The 24,925-nt window shown below is 39.3% G+C and carries 19 protein-coding genes; 8 read left to right on the top strand and 11 right to left on the bottom strand.

Going from position 1 to position 24,925, the window contains the following annotated elements; all coding sequences use genetic code 11:
* Window positions 1-30 precede the first annotated feature (30 nt).
* The 3 genes from carB to dapB all read right to left on the bottom strand — a co-directional run bounded on the left by carB (window position 31) and on the right by dapB (window position 5,552).
* Window positions 31-3,249 carry a carbamoyl-phosphate synthase large subunit gene (gene carB / locus ABJE44_RS07945; RefSeq protein WP_348112511.1) on the bottom strand — a complete coding sequence of 1,073 codons (3,219 nt, stop codon included), beginning with the start codon at window positions 3,247-3,249 and terminating at the stop codon, window positions 31-33.
* A gap of 44 nt (window positions 3,250-3,293) precedes the next feature.
* Window positions 3,294-4,439, bottom strand: a complete 1,146-nt coding sequence (gene carA / locus ABJE44_RS07940) for a glutamine-hydrolyzing carbamoyl-phosphate synthase small subunit (protein WP_348112509.1) — start codon at window positions 4,437-4,439, stop codon at window positions 3,294-3,296.
* Window positions 4,440-4,748: 309 nt separating this feature from the next.
* Entirely contained in the window at window positions 4,749-5,552 is an 804-nt protein-coding gene (gene dapB / locus ABJE44_RS07935; RefSeq protein ID WP_348112508.1) for a 4-hydroxy-tetrahydrodipicolinate reductase, read from the bottom strand.
* Window positions 5,553-5,806: 254 nt separating this feature from the next.
* Between dapB and ABJE44_RS07930 the strand changes: the two genes are divergently transcribed.
* Window positions 5,807-6,217, top strand: coding sequence for a hypothetical protein (locus ABJE44_RS07930; protein ID WP_348112505.1), 411 nt, complete (start codon window positions 5,807-5,809; stop codon window positions 6,215-6,217).
* A gap of 81 nt (window positions 6,218-6,298) precedes the next feature.
* Here the strand turns inward: ABJE44_RS07930 and ABJE44_RS07925 are convergent, their stop codons facing one another.
* Entirely contained in the window at window positions 6,299-6,817 is a 519-nt protein-coding gene (locus ABJE44_RS07925) for a GNAT family N-acetyltransferase (protein ID WP_348112504.1), read from the bottom strand.
* Between the two features lie 306 nt (window positions 6,818-7,123).
* On the opposite strand from ABJE44_RS07925, the gene ABJE44_RS07920 reads away from it, so the two are divergent.
* The 6 genes from ABJE44_RS07920 to ABJE44_RS07895 all read left to right on the top strand — a co-directional run bounded on the left by ABJE44_RS07920 (window position 7,124) and on the right by ABJE44_RS07895 (window position 13,172).
* A complete protein-coding gene (locus ABJE44_RS07920; RefSeq protein WP_348112503.1) occupies window positions 7,124-8,704 on the top strand; it encodes an L-lactate permease in 1,581 nt (526 codons plus the stop codon).
* 248 nt (window positions 8,705-8,952) lie between these two features.
* On the top strand, window positions 8,953-10,650 hold the full coding sequence (locus ABJE44_RS07915; protein ID WP_348112502.1) for a DUF6152 family protein: 1,698 nt from the start codon (window positions 8,953-8,955) through the stop codon (window positions 10,648-10,650).
* A 12-nt stretch (window positions 10,651-10,662) separates the two neighbouring features.
* The gene (locus ABJE44_RS07910) at window positions 10,663-11,154 is read left to right on the top strand and encodes a DUF6644 family protein (RefSeq protein ID WP_348112501.1); all 492 of its coding nucleotides are present in this window, start codon (window positions 10,663-10,665) and stop codon (window positions 11,152-11,154) included.
* Window positions 11,144-11,818, top strand: a complete 675-nt coding sequence (locus ABJE44_RS07905) for a HupE/UreJ family protein (RefSeq protein ID WP_348112500.1) — start codon at window positions 11,144-11,146, stop codon at window positions 11,816-11,818. Before ABJE44_RS07910 ends, ABJE44_RS07905 begins: the two co-directional genes overlap by 11 nt.
* Before the next feature lie 14 nt (window positions 11,819-11,832).
* Window positions 11,833-12,471: a hypothetical protein gene (locus ABJE44_RS07900; protein ID WP_348112499.1), complete on the top strand. Its 639-nt coding sequence runs from the start codon at window positions 11,833-11,835 to the stop codon at window positions 12,469-12,471.
* Between the two features lie 161 nt (window positions 12,472-12,632).
* Window positions 12,633-13,172: a redoxin domain-containing protein gene (locus ABJE44_RS07895; protein ID WP_348112498.1), complete on the top strand. Its 540-nt coding sequence runs from the start codon at window positions 12,633-12,635 to the stop codon at window positions 13,170-13,172.
* Between the two features lie 143 nt (window positions 13,173-13,315).
* On the opposite strand, the gene ABJE44_RS07890 is transcribed toward ABJE44_RS07895, so the two are convergent.
* Window positions 13,316-13,780, bottom strand: coding sequence for a hypothetical protein (locus ABJE44_RS07890; RefSeq protein WP_348112497.1), 465 nt, complete (start codon window positions 13,778-13,780; stop codon window positions 13,316-13,318).
* 494 nt (window positions 13,781-14,274) lie between these two features.
* Here ABJE44_RS07890 and ABJE44_RS07885 point away from each other — a divergent pair, with 494 nt between their 5' ends.
* Window positions 14,275-15,198 carry a manganese-dependent inorganic pyrophosphatase gene (locus ABJE44_RS07885; RefSeq protein ID WP_133468875.1) on the top strand — a complete coding sequence of 308 codons (924 nt, stop codon included), beginning with the start codon at window positions 14,275-14,277 and terminating at the stop codon, window positions 15,196-15,198.
* 494 nt (window positions 15,199-15,692) lie between these two features.
* Here ABJE44_RS07885 and ABJE44_RS07880 read toward each other — a convergent pair whose 3' ends face one another.
* The 6 genes from ABJE44_RS07880 to ABJE44_RS07855 form a co-directional block, all read right to left on the bottom strand.
* Window positions 15,693-16,367 (bottom strand): RloB family protein, encoded by a 675-nt coding sequence (locus tag ABJE44_RS07880; RefSeq protein ID WP_348112496.1) that lies wholly within the window; start codon window positions 16,365-16,367, stop codon window positions 15,693-15,695.
* Window positions 16,368-16,369: 2 nt separating this feature from the next.
* Entirely contained in the window at window positions 16,370-17,722 is a 1,353-nt protein-coding gene (locus tag ABJE44_RS07875) for an AAA family ATPase (protein ID WP_348112495.1), read from the bottom strand.
* A 666-nt stretch (window positions 17,723-18,388) separates the two neighbouring features.
* Entirely contained in the window at window positions 18,389-19,261 is an 873-nt protein-coding gene (gene sucD / locus ABJE44_RS07870) for a succinate--CoA ligase subunit alpha (protein ID WP_289031779.1), read from the bottom strand.
* Entirely contained in the window at window positions 19,261-20,427 is a 1,167-nt protein-coding gene (gene sucC / locus ABJE44_RS07865) for an ADP-forming succinate--CoA ligase subunit beta (protein ID WP_348112494.1), read from the bottom strand. The genes sucD and sucC overlap by 1 nt, the downstream gene beginning before the upstream one ends.
* A 125-nt stretch (window positions 20,428-20,552) precedes the next feature.
* The gene (odhB, locus tag ABJE44_RS07860; RefSeq protein ID WP_348112493.1) at window positions 20,553-22,028 is read right to left on the bottom strand and encodes a 2-oxoglutarate dehydrogenase complex dihydrolipoyllysine-residue succinyltransferase; all 1,476 of its coding nucleotides are present in this window, start codon (window positions 22,026-22,028) and stop codon (window positions 20,553-20,555) included.
* 9 nt (window positions 22,029-22,037) lie between these two features.
* Window positions 22,038-24,866, bottom strand: a complete 2,829-nt coding sequence (locus ABJE44_RS07855) for a 2-oxoglutarate dehydrogenase E1 component (protein ID WP_348112492.1) — start codon at window positions 24,864-24,866, stop codon at window positions 22,038-22,040.
* Window positions 24,867-24,925: the final 59 nt, after the last annotated feature.

Here is a 24,925-nt window from a genome sequence, read left to right as displayed (position 1 = left end):
CTAAACATTCAGCCGACTTATTTGGGAGGGTTAATGAATACGTTTATGTAACTCTTGCACAGAGGTTACCCGTGCTTTGTCATCAGCTTTGTTAGCATTGACTGTTGCAAAAGCAGCATTCATAGTCGTAGTGTAAGACACTTTATTTAGCAGCGCTTCTTTACGAATATAAACAGAATCATCAATAGCTTGACGTCCTTCTGTGGTATTCACAATATAACAATACTCACCATTCTTAATTGCATCAACGATATTAGGACGACCTTCACTAAGTTTATTAACCACACTGCAAGCTATACCTACATTATTTAAAACCTTGGCAGTCCCTGATGTAGCTTCGAGCTCAAACCCTTTAGCAATCATGATTTGCGCTAATTCAATAACACGATTACGGTCATTTAAACGCACCGAAAGAAGGGCTTTACCACCAGTAGGTATAGGCTGGCTAGCACCAAGGTTGGCTTTAGCGTATGCTTCTTCAAAGCTCTCACCCACTCCCATTACTTCGCCAGTAGAACGCATTTCTGGCCCAAGTAAAGGATCTACACCTTGGAATTTGGCGAACGGTAACACCACTTCTTTTACAGAGTAAAATGGTGGAATAATTTCTTTAGTAATACCTTGAGATTCCAGAGATTGCCCAGCCATAGCACGAGCTCCGATTTTAGCTAATGGAATACCCGTCGCTTTTGATACAAATGGAACCGTACGGGCTGCTCTTGGGTTAACCTCAATCAAATACACTTGGCCATCTTTAACGGCAAACTGAGTATTCATTAGGCCAACAACACCTAACTCCAAAGCCATTGCTTTAACCTGCTGACGCATCACATCTTGAATATCACTACTCAAAGAATAAGAAGGTAACGAACAGGCTGAATCACCAGAGTGAACTCCTGCTTGCTCAATGTGCTCCATGATGCCGCCGATAATCACATCTTTACCATCACTAATGGCGTCAACATCCACTTCGATAGCATCGTCTAAGAAACGGTCTAACAATACAGGGGAATCATTTGACACTTTAACCGCATTGTTAAGGTAACGTTTCAGGTCATTGAGGTCATAAACAATTTCCATTGCTCGGCCACCCAACACATAAGAAGGGCGTACCACTAATGGAAAGCCAATTTTTTCAGCGGCGACTAACGCTTGTTCCATATTGCTAACCGTAGCGTTGGCAGGTTGCTTAAGATTTAGTTTATTAACCATTTTTTGGAAGCGTTCACGGTCTTCAGCCTTATCTATGGCATCCGGTGACGTACCGATAATAGGTACACCTGCTGCTTCTAGGTCTCTAGCTAATTTAAGAGGTGTTTGGCCACCATATTGTACTATTACGCCAACAGGTTTCTCAATACGTACAATTTCTAGCACGTCTTCTAAAGTCACTGACTCAAAATATAAACGGTCTGATGTGTCGTAATCTGTTGAAACGGTTTCAGGATTACAGTTAACCATAATGGTTTCGTAACCGTCTTCACGCATAGCCAATGCAGCATGAACACAGCAGTAATCGAATTCGATACCTTGACCAATCCTATTTGGACCGCCCCCGATCACCATTATTTTATCTTTATCTGAAGGATTAGCTTCGCACTCTTCATCGTAAGTTGAGTACATGTAAGCGGTATCAGATGAAAACTCAGCCGCACAAGTATCGACTCGCTTGTACACAGGATGAATATCAAAGCCACGACGCACTTCGCGCACGTCAACTTCATCAACACCTGTTAATTCTGCGATACGTGAGTCAGCAAACCCTTTACGTTTAAGCGTTGTCATAAGTTTACTATCAATGGCAGACAACCCAATCTCTGTTAGCTTTTGCTCTAGAATAATGAGTTCTTCAATTTGAACTAAGTACCATCTATCAACATTAGTAAGGGTGAATATCTCATCAACTGACATGCCCATACGTATGGCATCTGCTATGTACCAAATTCGTTCAGCGCCTGGTTCACGCAATTCGCGGACGATAATATTTTTAGCGTCAGGAGAAGTAATATCGATGATTGAATCTAAACCATTCACGCCAACTTCTAGACCACGCAGTGCTTTTTGTAGTGATTCTTGTTGGTTACGACCAATTGACATCACTTCACCCACAGATTTCATCTGTGTGGTTAAGCGATCATTAGCACCGGCAAATTTTTCGAAGTTAAAGCGTGGTATTTTAGTCACAACATAATCAATGGTCGGCTCAAATGAAGCAGGCGTTAACCCGCCTGTTATGTCATTTGCTAATTCATCTAGGGTGTAACCTATAGCGAGTTTTGCAGCCACTTTAGCAATAGGGAAGCCCGTTGCCTTTGACGCTAATGCTGATGAACGTGACACTCTAGGGTTCATCTCTATAATAACCAAGCGACCTGTTTTAGGGTCTACACCAAACTGTACGTTTGAACCGCCAGTTTCTACGCCTATTTCACGCAACACAGCAATCGCTGCATTACGCATAATTTGGAATTCTTTGTCTGTTAAAGTTTGGGCAGGAGCAACCGTAATAGAGTCGCCTGTGTGAACACCCATTGGGTCAAAGTTTTCAATGGTACAAACGATAATGCAGTTATCTGCTTTATCTCTGACCACTTCCATTTCGTATTCTTTCCAGCCTATCAATGACTCATCAATTAATAATTCTGATGTAGGAGACAGATCTAAACCACGGGTACAAATTTCTTTAAACTCTTGCTTGTTGTAAGCGATACCACCGCCAGATCCCCCCATAGTGAAAGACGGACGAATAATACAAGGGAACCCAATACGGGTACTAACGTCAAAGGCTTCATCAATTGTGTGTGCAATTTCTGCACGAGGACACTCAAGCCCAATCGACTTCATAGCTTTGTCGAAACGTTCACGGTCTTCTGCTTTATCAATTGCATCAGCCGTGGCACCTATCATTTCAACACCAAACTCTTTCAATACTCCGTGCTTGTTTAAATCTAATGCACAGTTAAGAGCGGTTTGCCCACCCATAGTCGGTAACACCGCGTCAGGACGTTCCTTTTCAATGATTTTTCTAACCACTTCCCAATGAATTGGCTCAATGTAAGTGGCATCAGCCATTTCAGGGTCTGTCATTATAGTTGCAGGGTTCGAGTTAACTAAGATTACTCGGTAACCTTCTTCCCTAAGCGCTTTACAGGCTTGGGCCCCTGAATAGTCAAATTCACAAGCTTGGCCTATTACAATTGGCCCAGCCCCTAGTATCAGAATGCTTTTTAAGTCGGTACGTTTTGGCATGTCACTAATTACTCTATAAAATTTTGTGCTGTTAATATGGCGTGCTATTTAGCTTGCTGCATCAACTCAATAAAATGATCAAACAAAGGTGCTGCATCGTGAGGCCCTGGGCTAGCTTCTGGGTGTCCCTGAAAACTAAACGCAGGCTTATCAGTGCGGTGTATGCCCTGTAAAGATTGATCAAACAAAGACACATGTGTCACCTCAAGGTGAGCAGGTAAGTCTGTTTCATCAACAGCAAAACCGTGGTTTTGACTGGTGATCATCACTCTATTGCCTTTTATATCTTTTACTGGATGATTAGCACCATGATGGCCAAATTTCATCTTTATAGTTTTAGCGCCGCTAGCTAGAGCCAATAATTGATGGCCTAAACAAATTCCAAAAATTGGAATGTTGGTTTCTAATAATGTAGCAATAGCGTCTATTGCATAGTCACATGGTTCTGGATCACCTGGGCCATTTGATAAAAACACACCATCTGGCTTTAGTGCGAGTACTTCTTCAGCTGTGGTTTTTGCTGGAACTACCGTTAGTCTACAACCACGGTCAGATAACATTCTTAGAATGTTCCGTTTAACACCATAATCGTATGCCACTACATGAAAATCAGTACGCTCTTGGTCATTAACAAAGCCTTCGCCTAATACCCAACTTCCATCTGTCCACTGATATGACTCGTCGCAGGTTACTTCTTTAGCTAAGTCCATTCCTTTAAGTCCGGCAAACTCTTTTGCTTTTGCTAAAGCCATCGCTTCATCAAGCTCTACGGTATCTAGCGTGCTACTAGCTATAATACAGCCATTTTGAGCGCCTTTATCACGTAATATGCGGGTTAACCTACGGGTATCGATATCAGCTATACCCAGAATGTTATTTTCATCTAAGTATTCAGAAAGGCTTTTTTCACTACGAAAATTACTAACAATTAATGGTAAATCACGAATTATCAGGCCTTTGGCCCATATCTTATTGGATTCACAATCTTCTTGATTGATACCGGTATTACCGATATGGGGATAAGTTAAGGTGACAATTTGTTCAGCGTAAGAAGGGTCGGTTAAAATTTCTTGATAACCTGTCATTGAGGTATTGAATACAACCTCACCCACGGATACACCAGAAGCTCCAATTGCAGTACCTTTAAAGACAGAGCCATCTTCAAGTACTAAAAGGGCAGAGTTAGCCAAATCAACCTCCAGGTTTATTATTAACGGGTTAACCTAGGGTGCTGTGCTTTGACAAATTTAACAGCACCCCAATAAATTCATGCAAACATATGATTCATATGAACATTTTGTCAATTTGCTATCTTTAAAAGGGTGAAAATCAAACGACTTCACTAAATTTTGGCAAATTCGCAACATTATACATGCCGAATCGTTTTAGATCCACGCCCATTTGTTAAAAAGTGTATAAACAAGGCTTTAATCATAATTTTTATACATAAGGGGTAAAAATCACAATTAAGAAAATTCACGCAATACAATTAAATAACCTTAGTTAAATCCCAAGACATCTTGCATATCGTAAAGGCCAGCAGGTTTATTGACTAACCAAGCCGCTGCTTTTACCGCACCTTTAGCAAACGTTAAACGACTGGAAGCTTTATGGGTAATCTCTAAGCGTTCACCAATATCTGCAAATAAAGCGGTATGTTCGCCTACTACATCCCCTGCCCTCACCGTGGCAAAACCAATAGTATTGTGATCTCGCTCACCTGTGTCACCTTCCCGACCATAAACGGCGCAGCTCGATAGGTCGCGACCAATTTCATCAGCAATAGCTTCGCCAATAGCAACAGCTGTTCCTGAAGGAGCGTCTTTTTTGAATCTGTGGTGGGCTTCTAAAATTTCAATATCAGCTGTTTCTGCCATAACAGATGCGGCTTGGCAAACCAGTTTAAGCATCAAGTTAACACCTACACTGAAGTTAGCAGCAAAAACAATTGGAATAGATTTGGCCGCTTCTTGTAATAATAATTTTTGCTCTTCAGACAAACCTGTAGTGCCTATCACAATAGGCTTTTTATGGGCTACACAAAACTCCAAGTTATCTGCAAGCGCCTCTGGTAAAGTAAAGTCAATAAAAATGTCTGTACTTGCAAGATAATTTGATAGGTCAGATGTGACCTCAAGACCCACTTTGCCGATACCAGCCAATTCACCCACATCAACTCCAACAAAAGAAGACGAATCTCTTACTCCTGCAGCGCTAAGTTCATCATTCTGGCTTTGGTTGACTGCATCAATTAATACTCTACCCATACGACCATTAGCGCCAAAAATTGCAATTTTACTCATAGTGTTCCGATAACTTAAACATAAAAAAGATATACCTGAATTGTGCCTCAATTCTGTAATTTTTGCAGTAGTTGCGGCATTAACATTTATTTATAACTAAGACGATAACAAGTATTAAAGCCTCACTTTAAGTGACCACGGCTTGTCCCAACAAAAACCTTCTCGCTATTATTTTTAATAAAATATGAAATAAATAAAAAGTTGCTCGGTCTTGGTTTACTCAATAACTATTTTAACCTTTTAAAGGACATCTTATGACAAACACCTCAATTACTGACTTTCAAAACCGCCTGCAATGGTCTCTTTTAGCGCTGCGTCTCGGGGTTTTTATAGTAATGTTGATGTGGACACTCGATAAGTTTGTAAATCCAGGACACAGTGCTCGCATATTCGAACACTTTTATGGCGTTAGCGGTTCAACGGATACTGTGGCTTATGTTTTAGGCGCATTACAACTATTATTAGTCTTAGCTTTTGTTGCTGGTATTCAGAAACGTATTACCTACGGGGTAATTTTCATTTCGCACGGTTTATCAACTTTGTCTTCTTATAACCAATATATTGACGGCTTCAACAACCTGTTGTTCTTCACAGCATGGCCAATGTGGGCGGCTTGTTTTGCACTTTATTTACTGCGAGACGAAGACGTTAAATTTACAATTTAAAAATGACGTCTAAAAAGCACAGACTTTTGGGAAGTAATCTGAATACCTGAACATTCCAATAGCTGTGCTTTTTAGTCAATATCAAAAGTAACTATTGTTAATAAGATCCACTACTTTCCTTTTAAAGCTAAGCTCAGAATAAAATTGAGTAATCAGATTCTTAGTAGCAATACCTGTTTGCTGCATTAAAGGTACTGCTTTGCCAGAAGCGGTTACGTAAACATTATGACTACTAGGCTTATTTAGTAGTGGCTTAATCACATCTTTGTACATAATGTCTGCAAGTGAACTTGCGTAGCCCTTGTTACGATGCTCCGGCAGTGTGACAAAATGTACCACCCCCAAATCTTGATACACTTGTCCATCGTATAAGGTCACCTTATCCTTACGGCTCTGGTAATTTTCAAACAAACTATAAGCTACAAGTTCATTATCAAGATACAACTTGATCAGCTCTGCTTGGGTGCCGTGTTGTAATTCACCATGTTCAGCTAGCCAAGTGAACACATTCCACATTTTCATATTATGCTGACCTAAAGCAAGCAGTTCTTGGCTGCAAGTCTTAGCATTACAATATTCAAAGCGTTTAATTAGCTGCATATCCCAAGTAAAGCTCTGTTTTAAAAATGAACGCCTAATGTAAATGACTACTAAAGGATTTCCTATTTTAATTAATGGTTTGTAGCAGCGATATCAAACAAGGAGCTGAGCAAAGTATTGTTATGAAGCAAGCTTATTTTTAAATAAACGAGCAAATAGATGCCCTGTGTCAATGTTAAAAGTCTACCCCATGCAATAATATTTAGCTTAAGCGCCATTTAAAATTAGTGAAGCATTTAACTATAAGCCTATATTGCGTAGCGTTTTAGTCTTCAGATTTAATAATAATTTAGGGTTAACTAAAATATGCTGACACTGTTTAGTGCGTACTTCCCCATAATGTTGTTAATTTATTTGATGACAAAAAAACACAGCGTGGCTGCCAGTGCAGCCCTACCTCTATGTGCTTCTGTTGCTTATATTGTGGTCTTTGGGGTATTTAAACTAGACAGTAACTTAATACATGCCTCAGTGTTGAGTGGTTTATTAATGGCTTTAACTCCAGTTACTATAATAGCTGGCGCAATTTTTTTGTTTCGCTGCATGGAAGTTAGTGGTGCTTTATACATTGTTCGACTTTGGTTAAATCAATTAAGTAATAATCAAATAGCTCAACTAATGATAGTGGGCTGGGCATTTGCCTTTTTGATTGAAGGAGCAAGTGGCTTTGGTACACCTGCCGCCATAGCGGCTCCAATACTTGTTGGGTTGGGGTTTCCTGCAGTTCGCGTGGTGGTAGCTTGCCTAATTCTTAATTCCATTCCAGTCACTTTCGGCGCAGTGGGCACCCCCATTTGGTTTGGTCTATCTATGACAGACTTGTCTCCATTAATTCTTAATCAAGTGGCTTGGAAAGCCGCGCTCATCAATACGGTTGCAGCTCCTATTGTTGTGTTAGGTGCGTTAGCTTTTGTTGTCAGCGAAAAACAACAGCTAAAACGAAATATTGTTTTTATTGTGTTATCTACTTTTTCTTGTACTTTGCCATATTTGCTACTCAGTTTTATAACCGTAGAATTTCCGTCATTAATTGGTGGACTAATTGGCTTAATAATTACCCTATTACTAGCAAAATTTAGTATTGGTTTAGACACAAAAAAATTACTGACTGACAACTCTACAGCCCCATCGTTAAGCGCTGTATTTAAGGCTAGCTTTCCTTTATGGGGGACAGTACTTTTATTGGTAATCACCCGAATACCTGAACTGGGAATTAAAAGCCTACTGCAACTCACCAGCCCAGCTTGGCAATTAAGTCTTGGATTTTTAGGTGACTTTAGCCTCAGTGCCGCCCTAGTTTTTAAACTTGAAAACATACTAGAAACCGAAGTTTTGTGGCAACACAACTTATTATATGTCCCGTCTATATTACCGTTTATAGTAATAGGGATCCTTAGCTTGTGGTGGTTTAAACAAGGCAAAATTTTGGCAGTATTCCAACACACAGGAGCCAGTTTAAAAAAACCAGTGATTGCTTTAATGGGGGCTTTAGTCTTCGTTAATTTAATGATGTTGGGAGGTACCCAATCTGCTGTGAGTTTAATCGGCCAAAACCTAGCGAATATAAGTGGTGACAAGTGGCTCATATTCTCTCCATTCTTAGGAGCGCTAGGTTCGTTTTTCTCAGGGTCTGCCACCATTTCAAATTTAACTTTTGCTGGTATTCAATATTCCATTGCTACAGATTTAGGCTTAAATGTGTCAACTATCATGGCGCTACAAGCTGTTGGCTCTGCGATGGGGAACATGATTTGTATTCATAATATTGTGGCTGTAACGTCAATTTTAGCTTTAAAAAATGTTGAAGGTTATATTTTAAAACGAAGCATGGCTGTTTTATTCGTTTATGGAGCGATCGCCTCAACTATGGGAGTTTTGCTAACATGATCAAAAAATATTAGCAGCCTCTTGAGTGAAGTTTATGTAAGGACCTTAACTCCTTTAACGTAAAGAGAGTATAAAGAATATCAAGGGTAGTGAACTTACTAGAACGATTAACAGACTATACATGCAGATTAACGTTTTGGAGTAAGGTTTCTCTTGTGGATTAAAACTATTAACCATAAAATCAAACACTTATGGTACACACCATACTCCCGCCCTGTAATTTCTGAATTTCATTAAGGATCAAAAACATGAGGAATATACGATTTTTTATCGTTATGACCCTACTTTTAATTTCACCTTTCTGTGCACTTGGACACCACGGCAGTAGCGGCCAATTTGATACGAATCAAACCTATACCGTGAGTGGAAAGATTACTCGGATTAGGTTAGTGAACCCCCATTCTTATGTTTATTTTGATGTAATTGAATCTGAGGGCGAGGTTACTAATATGCGATGTGAGTTGCAATCTGGCTCTTTACTTAAGCGAAGAGGCTGGACCACCGAACTTTTCAAAACAGGTAGTAAAATTAGTATCTTAGGTTCACCAGATAGAACAGATCCGACTACCTGTTATATGAATAAAATCACCTTCGAAAACGGAATAACTGCCACACGTAACAGTGTATTCAATAACGATGGCACCTTAGCAACAAACTTAGATACCCCATCACAAGAAGAAACAATTAAACCTCGTCTAATTAAGCGTGAAGATGGCACGCCAAATATTGATGGAAATTGGGCTATGGTCCGTGAACGAGGTGCTCCTCCTGGAGCTGGCGGCAGTTCACCGGTATTATTAACTGACGCAGGAAAAGCAGCCGTTGAGGGGGCAACGGATGCAGAAAACCCAAGATATCAATGCAAAGCAACGAACATAATTATGGATTGGTGGTTTGATCAAATGGTCAACACTATAGAACAAAGTGATTCCCATATTGATTTAACCTATGGCTTTATGAGCTTACAGCGCACCATTTATTTAGATGGAACCCAGATGCCGCAGGACTATGTTCCTAGCCGGAGCGGATTTTCAACAGGTGAATGGCAAGACAATACTTTGGTTGTAACTACAACGGGGTTTGACGTTGGCTGGATTATGGCTCCAATGGGGGGAGAACGCCGCGGCCCACCTAAAGACAGGGCTAAGCTTGCACAAGAAGGCAGCGATACCGAAGACAAACGCCTAGTAAGGCCGCCTAAAGGCAGAGGAGGTCCTCCCTCACCTGCCAAAAATAGCCCAGAGCTCACTATTATCGAATACTTCACTTTAAATAAAGAGGGTACAGAGTTATCAAGAAAATATACAATAACTGACCCAATTAACCTTCAAGCACCAATTACTGGTGCCGATAAGGTGACCTTCACCACTGACGCCTATGAACCTTATGCCTGCGATGATTTGACCACTGAACGTCAACCTGAAGGTAGTAAAATGGTCAACAAGCCTGCAAATTACGTAACTGAAAAAACAAACAGCCAAAATTCAATGCCAGTATTGCTTTGGCTTGAAGACTCTATAGTGGGTAAGACTATTTCTAGTACTGAATGGGGCTACCCAATTGTACTTTCATTACATGCTTTAGGAATGGCAATTTTGGTTGGTGTGGCCTTAATGTTAACTTTCAGAGTATTAGGCTTTGCCTCAGCAATACCCGTGACGGCTATGGCGTCTTACTGGCATATTGCCCAAGCTGGCTTTGTTGTGAATATACTGTCTGGTGCCGCACTATTTAGTGGAAACGCTGTAGAGCTTTACTTTAATTGGGCGTTCCGAATTAAAATTATGTTAGTAATTGTTGGGCTGCTTCTGACTTGGTGGCTGGTAAAAATGTGTATCAGACGCTCAGAGATCATTAGCCAAGCACATATAAAATTAGCGGCCATTACCTCGGCAACGTGGGTAGCAGCTATCATTGCTGGTCGTCTAATTGGTTATTGGTCTTAAGAGGAAAATAGGATGAATAATTTACTGTCTTGGATTATAGAAACTCTTAATGCAACCTCTCTAAGTCATTGGGTAATGAATAATGCTGCTGTATTCCCGGCATTAGAAATGGCGCACTTTTTAGGGCTAAGTTTATTGTTTGGATCACTACTCATCGTAGATTTACGTATTATTGGCTTCGCCAAAGCCGTCCCAATGCGCCATGTAGAAGCTTTTGTAAAGTGGGCAATTGTCGGCTTTGCTATCAATCTTATCTCTGGATTGTTGTTTGTAGTAGGTGACTCTGATCGTTACCTAGTCAACATTGCCTTTTGGACAAAAATGGGTGTAATTTTGCTGGCTGGTCTAAATACCTTTTTTTTCATCAGGCGTATTAAACCCCAACTAGATTTAGGTATAGAGTCTAATCAACTTACTAAAGGTGCACACGTGGTAGCGTGGCTATCTTTGATATGTTGGGCTTTAGTCATTATTCTTGGACGTTTTATCCCCTATGTGGAATAGACTGACTAAATTCAGCATTTACTTTTTGCTGTGTTTTATTATCGCCTCTGATACTTTTGCACATGGGGTAACACAGCAAGATCAAGGATTTTTAGCAGGAGCATCTGGCATACACCTAGTGCCCTATTTGTATTTAGGTGCTAAGCATATGGTTACTGGATATGACCATTTACTCTATTTAGCTGGCGTCATCTTCTTTTTAGGCAGACTCAAAGAAGTGGTTCTGTTTGTGAGCCTTTTTGCCATTGGGCATTCACTGACTTTACTGACCGGTGTTCTATCAGGCATTCATATCAATCCCTATCTAATTGACGCCATTATTGGGCTTTCGGTTTGTTATAAAGCCTTAGAGAATTTAGGTACAATTCAGTTGTTAAACCCTAAGTTTATGGTTTTTACTTTTGGGCTGGTTCATGGTTTTGGTCTCTCTAGTAAACTCCAAGATATCTCAATATCCAGTGATGGACTTATTGCCAACATGCTGGCATTTAACTTAGGGGTGGAAGTGGGCCAAGTGATCGCCCTCACCTTTTTATTTTGGCTATTTACTTGGTTACGTAATCAACACCATTTTGTTGCCATTGCTTCTACAACCAATACTTTATTGTTCTCTGCTGGGCTAATACTGTTTGGCTTTCAATCCGTTGGATACTTTTTACAATAAAAGGAGTTGTCTCTTTGACGCTTTTAACAAAACTATGTCTAGCTCCATTTTGTAGTGCTACGATCTTAATTGTGGCTATATTACCCGCTGAGTACGGTATTGATGCTACAGGGCTAGGTAAAAAACTAGGACTATTAGTGTTATCAAAATCATCAAGTACAACTTCATTCAAGCATGATTTATCGTTCAACATTGGTAATTACGACCCAAAAGCAGAGCGTATTAATGAATCAGTGCAAGGATTAATTCATTTAGAAGAAGTCCCGTTTCAATCCCAAGTTATTGATATTGAAATTGAAGACTTAGGAGAAGTGGAGTACAAATTCATCATGCCATCAGATACAAGTTTCGTTTATAGCTGGGAAGTTCTTAACTCTAGAGGAGAAGGCGTTTACTATGATTTTCATGGGCACCCCTCAAGTGCAGACGCTAAACATTATCCAGACAAATTCGAAATGGCTTACGCCAGAGGTGAAGGTACTTCACAAAATGGTTCCTTCACCAGTCCGTTTACTGGTTATCATGGATTTTACTTTATGAATATCGAAGAGGGTCCAATTATAGTTAGGCTCGTAATTAGTGGATATTGGCAAGACCACCAGGAAATGTACCGAGCAATTGAGGGAAAAGTGATTAAAAATGTAAAGTTTTAGCCTAAATAGTGTCATCAAAAATTGTGAATAATCTTCAAAAACAATGTATTTATTACTTACTTCCACGTTCCCAAAAGTCATAACTAATTGTTTTTAAAGAGTTTTTAATGCGGCATGGGTAATGCAATTCTAAAGTACTTTTAGTCTAATAAGGAAGTACAATGCAAACAACTATTACCCCTGGAAGCAATTTCCCTGAACTTTTTGCTAAATCTAAAGATAATATTGATACACCTCTGACGCGTGTGCATCCCGCTGCTAACGATTGGCAAATGGTTGTAATTTATAGGGGCGTACACTGCCCAATATGTGCGACATATCTTAACGAATTAAATGAAATACATGATGACTTCAAAAACGCTAATATAGACGTTGTAGCGGTTTCTGCTGACTCGGTATCACAACTAAATTCGTTCTTAAAAGAAAAAGTTAACGACCTAAGTTTTGAAGTTTTGGGTGAGCTATCTATTTCACAAATGAATCTATTAGGTTTGTACATATCAGAGCCTAGAAGTCCTGAAGAAACAGATCACCCTTTTGCAGAGCCCTGTGTATTAGTCATTAACCCAGATAACCAATTACATATAGTGGATAAGAGTAATGCACCGTTTTCTAGACCAGACCTTAAAAAATTACTAGATGGCATAAAGTTTATTCAGTCTAAAGACTATCCTATACGTGGAACTTTCAAAAGCGCTTAAATCAGCATGCGAATAGATAAATTAAAAGGGGCTATTTACTACTAAATAGCCCCTTTTCTTTGAATATAAAGAGGTTACCATTTAAGTGTGTTTAGTGATTGGATAAATCCAATTTAACAAAATGTAATAACCAGCAAGTAGAATTATGGCTGATATGGTAGTGAAGATTGATGCAAAATAATGCGTACCTTACCATCATCACACTCTTTAAATACGAAGCTTTTGTTCACAAAAATATGACTATCGTCTTCCCCAATAAAATGTACATTACATTGCACAATGGCTAAGTCACCATGGAGAATAAAATCTTCTTTGCTGTACCAAACCTTTACCCAAGGTTTTAATTTAAAGCCATTATCGCTCGGAAATTCGCTGTTTCCTCCCACGAAATAAGATAAAGCGCCTTCTTTAGTCGGTCGAAAAGTCTGCTGCCCAAAAGTTAGCGTAGGTTTAAATAACACCTTACCATTGTCATAATCATAACTTTCAGATAACACCTGAAGAGAAAATGCTTGTACATCACCTCCTTCGGCATGAACTTTACCCACTTTTACAACATTGTCGCACCAGATTTGCAGTGCTGTGTGGACTGATTCTTTAGTAAACATAATGTATATATTACTCCTTTAAGGCTGAAATCTTTTTAAGTCTTTAAGTTGGAACTAAGCGCATCTGAGACTGTAATTTTTCCCGCGAATGATCATTGATTATTGTTGGGTTAGATTACATTTATAAAATAATTTTTATTACTCTAAAAGCCTGACATACCTCATGTGATATTATCACATCAAGAAGTCGCATACTTTACTATACACCCACTTTTAATTAGAGATAACTTGCCTCTATTTATAAAATATATTGAAAGAATATTTCGTTATTTAAAAAATAACAAAAATCGACAACATATTTTCTAGCAACCCATCTCAAAACTCTTAATGCCTTATTAGCTCGAACTTTTAAGCACACTAAACAAGATGATTACTAGTATTTCAATAATTTATAATCATGCTTGCTATGCGACTAGCATTAATCTTTGGTAGAATAATTAACATTAAACGTTACTCGTTAAACTTACTAACTTATTACAAATAGAGAGTTTTTTATGTCAGCTTATGCCGTGGGACACAAAGTTCCAGATTCAGATTCAATTTGTTCAGCAATTGCGCTTTCCTATCTAAAAACAGTCACAGGCGAAGATGTAAAACCAGCACGGTTAGGTGAGTTATCTCCAGAGACCTTATTCATTTTAGAAAAGTTTGACTTAGAACAACCAGAATTAAAATTAACATTTGCAGACACAGATGGTATCTATGTTGTTGACCATTCTGACCGTATTCAGGGCCCTGATGATATTGATGATTCAACCGTATTAGGTATTATCGACCACCATAAATTAGGTGATATAACCACTTCTACCCCTCTAGAAATATGGGTTCGTCCAGTGGGTTGCACCAACACTATTATTAAAATGATGTATGATTTTCACAATGTTGAAATCCCTAAAAACATCGCTGGCGCTATGATGTGTGCGATTTTATCTGACACTGTTATTTTTAAGTCACCAACTTGTACAACCGCGGATATTAAATGTGTTGAAGCGCTTGCTGAAATAGCAGGCATTGAAGATTATAAAGCCTTAGGCATGGAAATGTTTAAAGTTAAATCAGCAGTAGAAGGTACACCCATACGTGATTTAGTATTACGAGATTTCAAAGACTTTAATATGCATGGTAAAAAGGTCGGAATTGGTCAATTAGAAGTCATCGACTTAAGTGTTTTCGACTCAATGAAAGAAGCATTTTTAGCTGACTTAGCCACATTGAAAACCGAAGGTGAGCGCCATAGCGTTATGTTATTACTAACAGACATAATGAAAGAAGGCTCTGAAATCCTAGTAGTAAGCGATAACGCAGATTTAACAGACAAAGCTTATGGTAAATCACTGGTTGATGGAAAAGTATGGGTTGATGGTATTATGAGCCGTAAAAAGCAAGTTGTGCCACCATTACAAGACTCACTCGCGTAAATAAAGTGCTAAGGCCTTCTTTAATATAAAGGCGGCATGTAGCTTATTTAAAAAGCTCACATTTTTGAAATGTGGGCTTTTTATTTAGACTTCTCATTACAATCTAAGCCATCAAAAACAACCAAATTTGTCTTGGGTTTCCATATATGTTTACTACTTTTAACTCCTCCGACTCACAGGGGCAATGATACATCGGTGGCGCTGACAACTGCTGTTGAGGCCAAGTCAGATTTTTTTGAGACAACCTCCATAACTAATTGATTTTAAATTATTTTTTAAAACTGGTTACAATGGGTGTCTCTATAAGCGACAATACGGTTTACATTCATGGCATGACCTGTTCATTTTTGTTTGGCGATAGATCTGGTCACCAAATGCCGTGAATGTTCCCTACTAATTTAATATCTTATTGATTTAGTTAGATTATTCGTGGGAATACCTCAGAACCTGACCCCGCAGTTCCTTTTATTCCTGACCGCAGGTTAGGGGGAAGATCAGAGAATTGGAATTTTGTTTTTTGCTAATTCCTTGTGAATAAAGAATACATTTGTAAAAAGTTGATCCGGAATTAAATTACCGTTGGAAGAGATAGGATGATTTAATTTTTCTGCATTATTAATAGCAATAGAAGTTTTACTTATTAACGCCTTCATGTCTATTTTACTAAGTTTAGATAATTCAGACTTTAAGAATGTTTTCGAGCTTTTAGTTTTTCTCAAATTTGACTTAGCTTTGTCTTTAAATTCATTAGGCTCAACAGAGATATCTACAAAATGACATAGCAGCCAAAGATCAAAGCTAGGAGTACTGCAAAGCAATGTCACACCTTTCTGCTTGCATTTAGTTATTGTGTCTTTAAGGCCTTTTTTATGAGTTCCTTCATCCCATCGGTCTTTATCAATGACGATAAACCCTTTATTATTTTTATTCAATTTGATCTGATTAGAGTCAAGGAAATTGTCAAGATCTTCTAGCACTTTGGTCGGAGCACTATTTGTAGTCGATTTTTCTACGGGGATTAAAGACACCAATTTATCAAACCGTTTAGGAATACTTAACTTTAGTGCTTCAAAGTATTTTTTCTCGTCTACAGCCCCTTCATAGGCGATGTAGATAGTCACGGGGTCTATTTTATTCGCATACCGACTTCCTGACTTTTTAAACGTCAAAGTTAAATCCTTTTAAATTTCTTAACTATATTGGGAATTGCTCCAAACTTACCCTCTAAATAGGCTTTGTGAATATCTTTGTCAAACCTAGTACTATAATCATTCAATGAATATAAAGAGGTTGATTTATTTCTTTCCTTCTGAACAAACCAAATTTCATCTCTTCTTAATAAATCTTTGTCTAGCAATTCAGCTTCATGTGTCGTTACTATCAATTGATCTGAATTAACATCATCTTCACTATCCAAAAACATTTCTAAGAATAACTTAGCTAGATTAGGATGTAGACTTCTATCGAACTCATCAATAACGTAAGTTACATCATGTTCTTGGCTTCTTTTTCTACATATTGCAGGCATCAAATCTAAGAGTCTTTTAGTTCCATCTGATTCATCATATAAACTAAATTTAACTTGTTTATTGTTTGCTAGCTTATGAACCGCCTCAAGTTTATAAACTTTAAATTCACCTTCTTTTGTATATTCTATTTGGTATTGATTTTTTGCAAATTCAAATGAAATATCATTGTTGGATTGACTTAAGTCTTCTTTTATTTTATCTAATAATTCTTTATCAATTGCCGACTCTTGAACTTCCGTTAAAGCAATATCATCTAATCCAGTATCTAAGTCGGATAATAAATCTATATATTCACACTCCCCCTTCGCTCTATTTTTTATATCAGTAACCAATCCAGCATATTTCGTTTCAGGAAAAATCAGTACTAAATGATATCTGAAAAAAATATTAACAATGTTCCCAATAAAATCACTATGTTGTTCAGAAATATTCCTTTCATTACACTCTGAAATGAAAAGCTTATTCTTTGCTGTATAGGCACCTATATATTTTAAGGCATCGAATTGCTCTTTCGATTGCTCCTTAGTCAAATTTTTATCTATAACATCAGTGTTTAAATCAAATATATATTTTCCATTTTCGAACTTTCGATTATAAATATTATGTTCTTCATTCTTTGTGATAGCAATTAAGGACTCTTCTACAATTCGCTCATTGTTAAGCTCGACACCAAATCCAAACAAAACTTCAGCGCATACAAACTCAATGTAAAATTTTGTATTTTTATTTGGTTTCTCATCCATTTTAAATTGATCAAACTCAATAAAAGTATTTGGTTTTCTATAGTCTACGATTAATTCTTTAAAAAACTCTAAAGCTTTTAATATGTTAGATTTACCGGACGCATTTGGACCATAAATAACCCCAGTTTTGAGTACTTTTAAGTCTTTAATCTTAGTTGGAGTTCGGACATGAGATTTTTTTCTTCTCATCCTAGGAGCTGCTTTTAAATTTAGTTCAATAGTTGAACCTATCGAACGAAAATTTTCAGCCATAAAATAAACTAGCACTGATTTACACCGAGGTTAATGTGAAATTATCACCTTAAATTTTAATTAACTATATATTATTGAATTTAAATGTCAATTTTAGGTGTTAATTTCTCGTAAAGTTACATACTAGCAGGACAGCTATGTTTACTCTTCCCAGCTCAAAAGCCTACCGGAATGATTACTTAAAGAAGTTTTTTCCTTTTAGTGTGCGAAGCACATGTTTTTTGTTCTTAGAGCGACTGAAAACTCGCCAATTTTATTGAGAGTTTAGTAGGGCAATTGGCATGGATAGCCAATTGAGTTTTTGTGCGTCGGGAACGCATGAAAAACGACCTGCTAAATTGAAATTAAAATTGGATGAAGAGTTTTGTTAAATCGCGGTATTTCTTGGATACTTCTTTTTGCTGTTGAAAAGAAGTATCTGGTGCGGCAGAGATGCCGTATCAAACCCGCAATGGATTTTGGTGAGCGTAGCGATTATTTTGAGTGCGCATAGCGCATGCTTGGTTCACGAAGTGAATAATCTTTGTGAGCGCAGCACATATATGCCAAACCGATTCCTGCTCAAAAGACCACCGGAACCACGGCCTCATCACTTTTTGCGAACCATAAAAAACCCGCTATCAGCGGGTTTTTGTATTTGGAAAAATCGTTAAAAATTAACGCAAATTACCAACCAGTAATTTCGCGTAAACCTTTACCGATATCAGCAAGAGAACGTACAGTTTTAACACCTGCCGCTTCTAATGCTTTGAATTTCTCATCAGCAGTACCTTTACCGCCTGCGATAATTGCGCCAGCATGGCCCATACGCTTACCTTCTGGTGCAGTTACACCAGCAATGTAAGATACAACAGGCTTAGTTACGTTAGCTTTGATGTATTCAGCAGCTTCTTCTTCTGCAGAACCACCAATTTCACCAATCATAACGATTGCTTCTGTAGCCGGATCTTCTTGGAACAATTTCAAGATGTCGATGAAGTTAGAACCAGGGATAGGGTCACCACCAATACCTACACAAGTAGATTGGCCGAAACCTTCGTCTGTAGTTTGCTTAACGGCTTCGTACGTCAACGTACCAGAACGTGAAACGATACCAACTTTACCAGGCTTATGGATGTGGCCAGGCATGATACCGATTTTACATTCGCCAGGAGTAATAACACCTGGGCAGTTAGGACCGATCATGCGAACGCCTTTAACGTTCAAGTATTCTTTAACGAATAACATGTCGATAGTTGGGATGCCTTCTGTGATACAGATGATCAATTCGATGCCAGCGTCTGCTGCTTCAACGATTGAATCTTTACAAAATGCAGCAGGTACATAGATTACAGATGCAGTAGCACCAGTTGTCTCAACCGCTTCACGTACTGTATTGAATACAGGCAAATCTAGGTGAGTTGTTCCGCCTTTACCAGGAGTTACACCACCAACCATTTTTGTACCATAAGCAATAGCTTGCTCAGAATGGAAAGTACCTTGACCACCAGTAAAACCCTGACAGATAACTTTGGTGTCTTTATTAATTAATACAGACATTATTTGCCCTCCGCGGCTTTAACAACTTGTTGTGCTGCATCAGTTAGACTGCTTGCAGCTATGATGTCTAGGTCAGACTTAGCTAATACTTCACGACCTAGTTCAGCGTTTGTCCCTTCAAGACGAACAACAACAGGCACCTTAACACCTACTTCTTTAACTGCACCGATAATACCTTCAGCGATCATGTCACAACGTACAATTCCACCAAAGATGTTAACTAGTACTGCACTAACATTGCTGTCAGAAAGAATGATTTTGAATGCTTCAGCAACACGTTCTTTAGTTGCACCGCCCCCAACATCAAGGAAGTTAGCAGGCTTGCCACCGTGAAGGTTAACAATATCCATAGTACCCATAGCAAGACCGGCACCATTAACCATACAACCAACGTTTCCGTCTAGAGCTACATAGTTTAGCTCCCATTTAGCCGCTTCAGCTTCACGAGCGTCATCTTGTGATGGATCGTGCATAGCTTTAACTTTAGGCTGACGGTAAGCAGCGTTACCATCGATAGCAACTTTAGCATCTAGACAGTGAATATCGCCGTCATCTTTAATTACTAGTGGGTTGATTTCGATAAGTGCAATATCAAGATCTACAAACATTTTAGCTAGACCTAAGAAAATCTTAGTGAATTGCTTAATTTGTACGCCTTTAAGGCCTAGTTGGAAAGCCATGTCACGAGCTTGATAAGGCTGAGCACCAACGATTGGGTCGATTTCAGCTTTTAGAATTTTTTCTGGCGTTTCTTCAGCAACGGTTTCAATTTCAACACCGCCTTCAGTAGAAGCCATGAATACAACACGACGTGAAGTACGATCAACAACAGCACCTAAATAAAGTTCGTCAGCAATATCAGTACAAGATTCAACTAATATTTTACTTACTGGTTGGCCGTTTTCGTCTGTTTGAAACGTAACTAGGTTTTTACCTAACCAGTTTTCTGCGAAGGCTTTGATCTCTTCTTTAGACTTAACTAATTTAACACCGCCAGCTTTACCTCGGCCACCTGCGTGTACTTGGCATTTAACCACCCACTCACTTCCGCCAATTTTATCTGCCGCTGCTGCAGCTTCTTCTGGAGAATCTGTAGCGATCCCTTCAGACACTGGCAAGCCATATTCTTTGAATAATTGCTTGCCTTGATATTCATGCAAATTCATGGTTTTTTACCCGTTTTATTTAAGAAAAAAGCGGCTTGTTAGCTGCTTTATTTTTTATGCTGTTACCATTTACAACTAGCAACAGCGAGATGCAGGTAAGAATGTTTCTTACCTGCCTCGTTCAATTACACGTCTAATAATAAGCGTGTTGGATCTTCTAACATTTCTTTTATGGTTACCAAGAATCCTACCGACTCTTTACCGTCGATAATTCTATGATCATAAGAAAGTGCTAAATACATCATCGGCAAAATTTCTACTTTGCCGTTCACTGCCATAGGTCTATCTTGGATTTTATGCATACCCAAAATAGCACTTTGTGGAAGATTCAAGATTGGTGTCGACATTAATGAACCGAAAACACCACCGTTAGTAATAGTAAAGTTACCGCCCTGCATGTCTGCAAGACTCAATTTACCATCACGACCTTTAAGTGCTAACTCACGAATACCCCCTTCGATACCAGCCATGCCTAGCGCATCGGTATCTTTAAGTACTGGTGTTACTAAACCACGAGGTGTAGATACTGCAATAGAGATATCGAAATAGTTGTGATAACAAATATCATCACCATCTATAGAGGCGTTAACTTCTGGGAAGCGCTTAAGCGCTTCAGTTACCGCTTTAACGTAAAACGACATAAAGCCTAAACGAATACCGTGGCGCTTTTCAAACTGCTCTTGATACTGTTTACGTAAGTCCATGATTGGTTTCATGTTAACTTCGTTAAAAGTCGTTAGCATTGCTGTGCTGTTTTTAGCTTCTAATAAACGCGTAGCAATTGTTTTACGTAAACGAGTCATTGGCACACGTTTGTCTGTTCTATTACCTAGCGCAACAGCTGGCGCTGATGTTTCTGGAGCAGCAGCTTTAGCAGCTGGCGCTTGTAAAGACTTCTCAACATCTTCTTTGGTGATACGTCCGCCTTTACCTGTACCTTTAATGCTTGATGCATCGATACCCTTTTCAGTTAACAAACGGCGTACAGACGGGCTAAGTGCATCATTGTCTTCTGATGTAGCTTCTGGAGCTTCAGCTACTGGCGCTGCAGCGGCGGCACCAGCAACAAATTTAGCAATCACTTGCTCACCTGTTACGGTTTCACCTTCAGGAGATAAAATCTCACTTAGTGAGCCGTCTGCCGGAGCAACAACTTCCAACACTACTTTATCTGTTTCGATATCAACTAAATTTTGATCTCGAGAAATTGCTTCACCTGGCTGAACATGCCATGTTGCTACTGTTGCATCTGCCACTGATTCTGGCAGAACAGGTACCTTAATATCCACTGACTCACCTTTATTACCGGATGGTTGACTTGATTCCGCACTTGCAACAGGCACTGAAGCACTAGCAGTTGCTGAACCTTCTTCGAAATTTGCTATTGTTTGCTCGCCTAAAACAGTGTCGCCTTCCATTTGGAATATTTCTGATACAATCCCATCTGCTGGCGCTACCACTTCTAGTACTACTTTATCTGTTTCAATATCAACCAAGTTCTGATCTCGGCTGACTTTATCACCGACCTTTACGTGCCAGGTCGCGATTGATGCATCTGCCACTGATTCAGGTAATACCGGTACTTTGATTTCGATTGTCATACTGGTTCCTTATTTAATTGTTAATGCATCATCAACCAAGTCTTTTTGCTGTTGGTTGTGAACTGAAATATATCCTACTGCAGGAGAAGCAGACGCTTTTCTGCCAGCATAGGTCAATGTCGCACCTTTTGGCAATGCAGCCCAAAAATGATGTTGACTACAATACCAAGCACCTTGGTTTTGTGGCTCTTCTTGACACCAAACCCAATCTTTTGCTGTTTTGTATTTACTTACGATTTGCCCTATCTCCTCATGAGGAAATGGGTAGAGCTGTTCGATACGTATAATAGCAATATCGTCTTGTTCGTTCTTACGACGTTGTTCTAATAAGTCGTAATAGACTTTACCTGAACACATCACAACACGTTTGACTTTGCTTGGGCTAATGTCATCTACTTCATCAATTACATTGTGGAAAACACCTTCCGCTAATTCATCAACTGATGAAGTTGCTAATGGGTGACGTAACAATGATTTTGGTGACATCACAATCAAAGGGCGACGCATAGGTCGTAAAGATTGACGGCGCAACATATTAAACACTTGAGCTGGTGTGGATGGCACACATACTTGCCAGTTGTGATCAGCACACATTTGTAAGAAGCGTTCTAATCTGGCTGAGCTATGCTCTGGACCTTGTCCTTCATAACCGTGAGGTAGTAACATTGTCAGACCACATAAACGGCCCCACTTGGCTTCACCAGAACTTAAGAACTGATCGATAACCACTTGAGCCCCGTTGGCAAAGTCACCAAACTGTGCTTCCCAAATCGTTAATGTACCTGGCTCTGCCGTAGCGTAACCAAATTCAAATGCAAGCACTGCCGCTTCTGACAATACAGAATCATAGATTTCCATAGTGCCTTGCTCGGAGTGCAAGTTTTGTAGTGGCATATAGTCACTGCCATCAGTTTGATTATGCAAAACTGCATGACGATGGAAGAACGTACCTCGGCCAGAATCTTGACCTGTCATTCTAATATTTGCACCACCATCAACGATTGATGCATATGCTAAGTTTTCAGCCATGCCCCAATCGTAAGCTTTATCACCGGCAACCATCGCTTTTCTGTCTTGATATAACTTAGCAACACGAGACTGTAATTTATGATCTTCAGGGAAGGTACATAATTTATTGCCTAGCTCTATGATTTTTTCAGCACTGATTGCGCCGTCAAACTTCACATCCCAATCGTGTCCAAGATATGGGGTCCAATCTACAGAGTGCTCTGTCATTGGACGCCACTCTTCTACAACACAAGCTCCATGATCTAAAGCAGCTCGGTACTCACTAATAAGCTTTTCAACTTCGTGAGCTTGTATACTGCCTTCAGCAATAAGCTGTTCTGCGTAAATTTGACGAGGTACAGGGTGTTTTTTAATTTTCTGGTACATCAAAGGCTGAGTTGCATTTGGCTCATCAGCTTCGTTATGACCATGTCTTCTGTAACAAACCAAATCAATAACAACATCACGTTTGAATTGGTTTCTGTAATCTAGCGCCAATTTGGTAACAAACAAAACCGCTTCAGGATCATCAGAGTTCACGTGGAAAATTGGCGCTTGGACCATTTTCGCAATATCAGTACAGTACTGTGTAGAGCGAGTATCTTCAGTCTTAGAAGTGGTAAAGCCAACTTGGTTGTTGATAACAATACGTACAGTACCGCCTACTTGGAAGCCCCGAGTTTGAGACATGTTGAAGGTTTCTTGTACTACACCCTGGCCAGCAATAGCTGAATCACCATGAATGGTAATAGGTAATACAACAGAACCATCAGTACAACCACGCCTATCCAATCTTGCTCTCACTGAACCGATAACAACTGGATTAACAATCTCTAGATGCGAAGGGTTAAAAGAAAGCGCTAAATGTAAATTGCCACCTGGGGTAGCAAAGTCAGAAGAATAACCAGCATGGTATTTTACGTCACCGGCTCCTAGACTATCGTCATGTTTACCAGCGAACTCATCAAACAATACCGAAGGGTTTTTACCAAGAACATTCACCAGGGTATTAATACGGCCCCTATGAGCCATACCAATAACCACTTCTTTAGTGCCTTTGGTGCCTGCATGACTAATTAGCCCTTTAAGCATGGGAACTAACGCATCGCCACCTTCTAGGGAAAACCGTTTAGCTCCAGGAAACTTAGCGCCTAGGTATTTTTCCATACCATCAGCGGCCACTAGCCCCTTAAGAATGCTAACTTTTTCGTCTCTAGATATTTCAGGTTTGGCTTGAACAGACTCAATACGATGTTGTAACCAACGTTTTTGGTCGGTATCGGTAATATGCATATATTCAGTACCGATAGAGCCACAGTATGTACGATTTAACGACTTAAATAATTCACCAAGGGGTAAGGTTTCTTTACCTACAGCATAAGAGCCTACATTGAAATTGGTATCAAAGTCACTTTCGGAAAGGTTGTGGTGGGATAATTCTAAATCACGAACTCTAGGTTGTTTCCATAGTTCGAGTGGATCAAGATTAGCATGTTGATGACCTCTAAAGCGATAAGCATTAATTAACTGTAATACTTTTACTTGTTTTTCATCACCACTACCAGATGCTTGTGTTGCAACTGCTCCAGCCCCTGCTCTTGCCGCTGGGCCCAACGCGGCTAATGCTCGAAATTGGTCTCGTACTTGGCTGTGTTTAGTTTCAACAGCCACACCTTCAACTTCAGGTAATTTATCGAATACACTTCGCCATTCTTCAGAAACGCTTTGCGCATCTTCAAGATAGGCTTCGTACATATCTTCTACATAAGTAGCGTTGCCGCCAGACATGTGAGATGAATCCCACCATGCTTTCATCACGCTTTGTTGCATTGTCTTCCCTTGGTTTAATCAGACTTGCAAATTAAGTTGTGCAAGTGCACGCTTAACAT

This window comes from Paraglaciecola sp., assembly GCF_039942875.1.
Taxonomy (GTDB): Bacteria; Pseudomonadota; Gammaproteobacteria; order Enterobacterales; family Alteromonadaceae; genus Paraglaciecola.
This window is presented reverse-complemented; position numbering and strand designations above follow the sequence as displayed.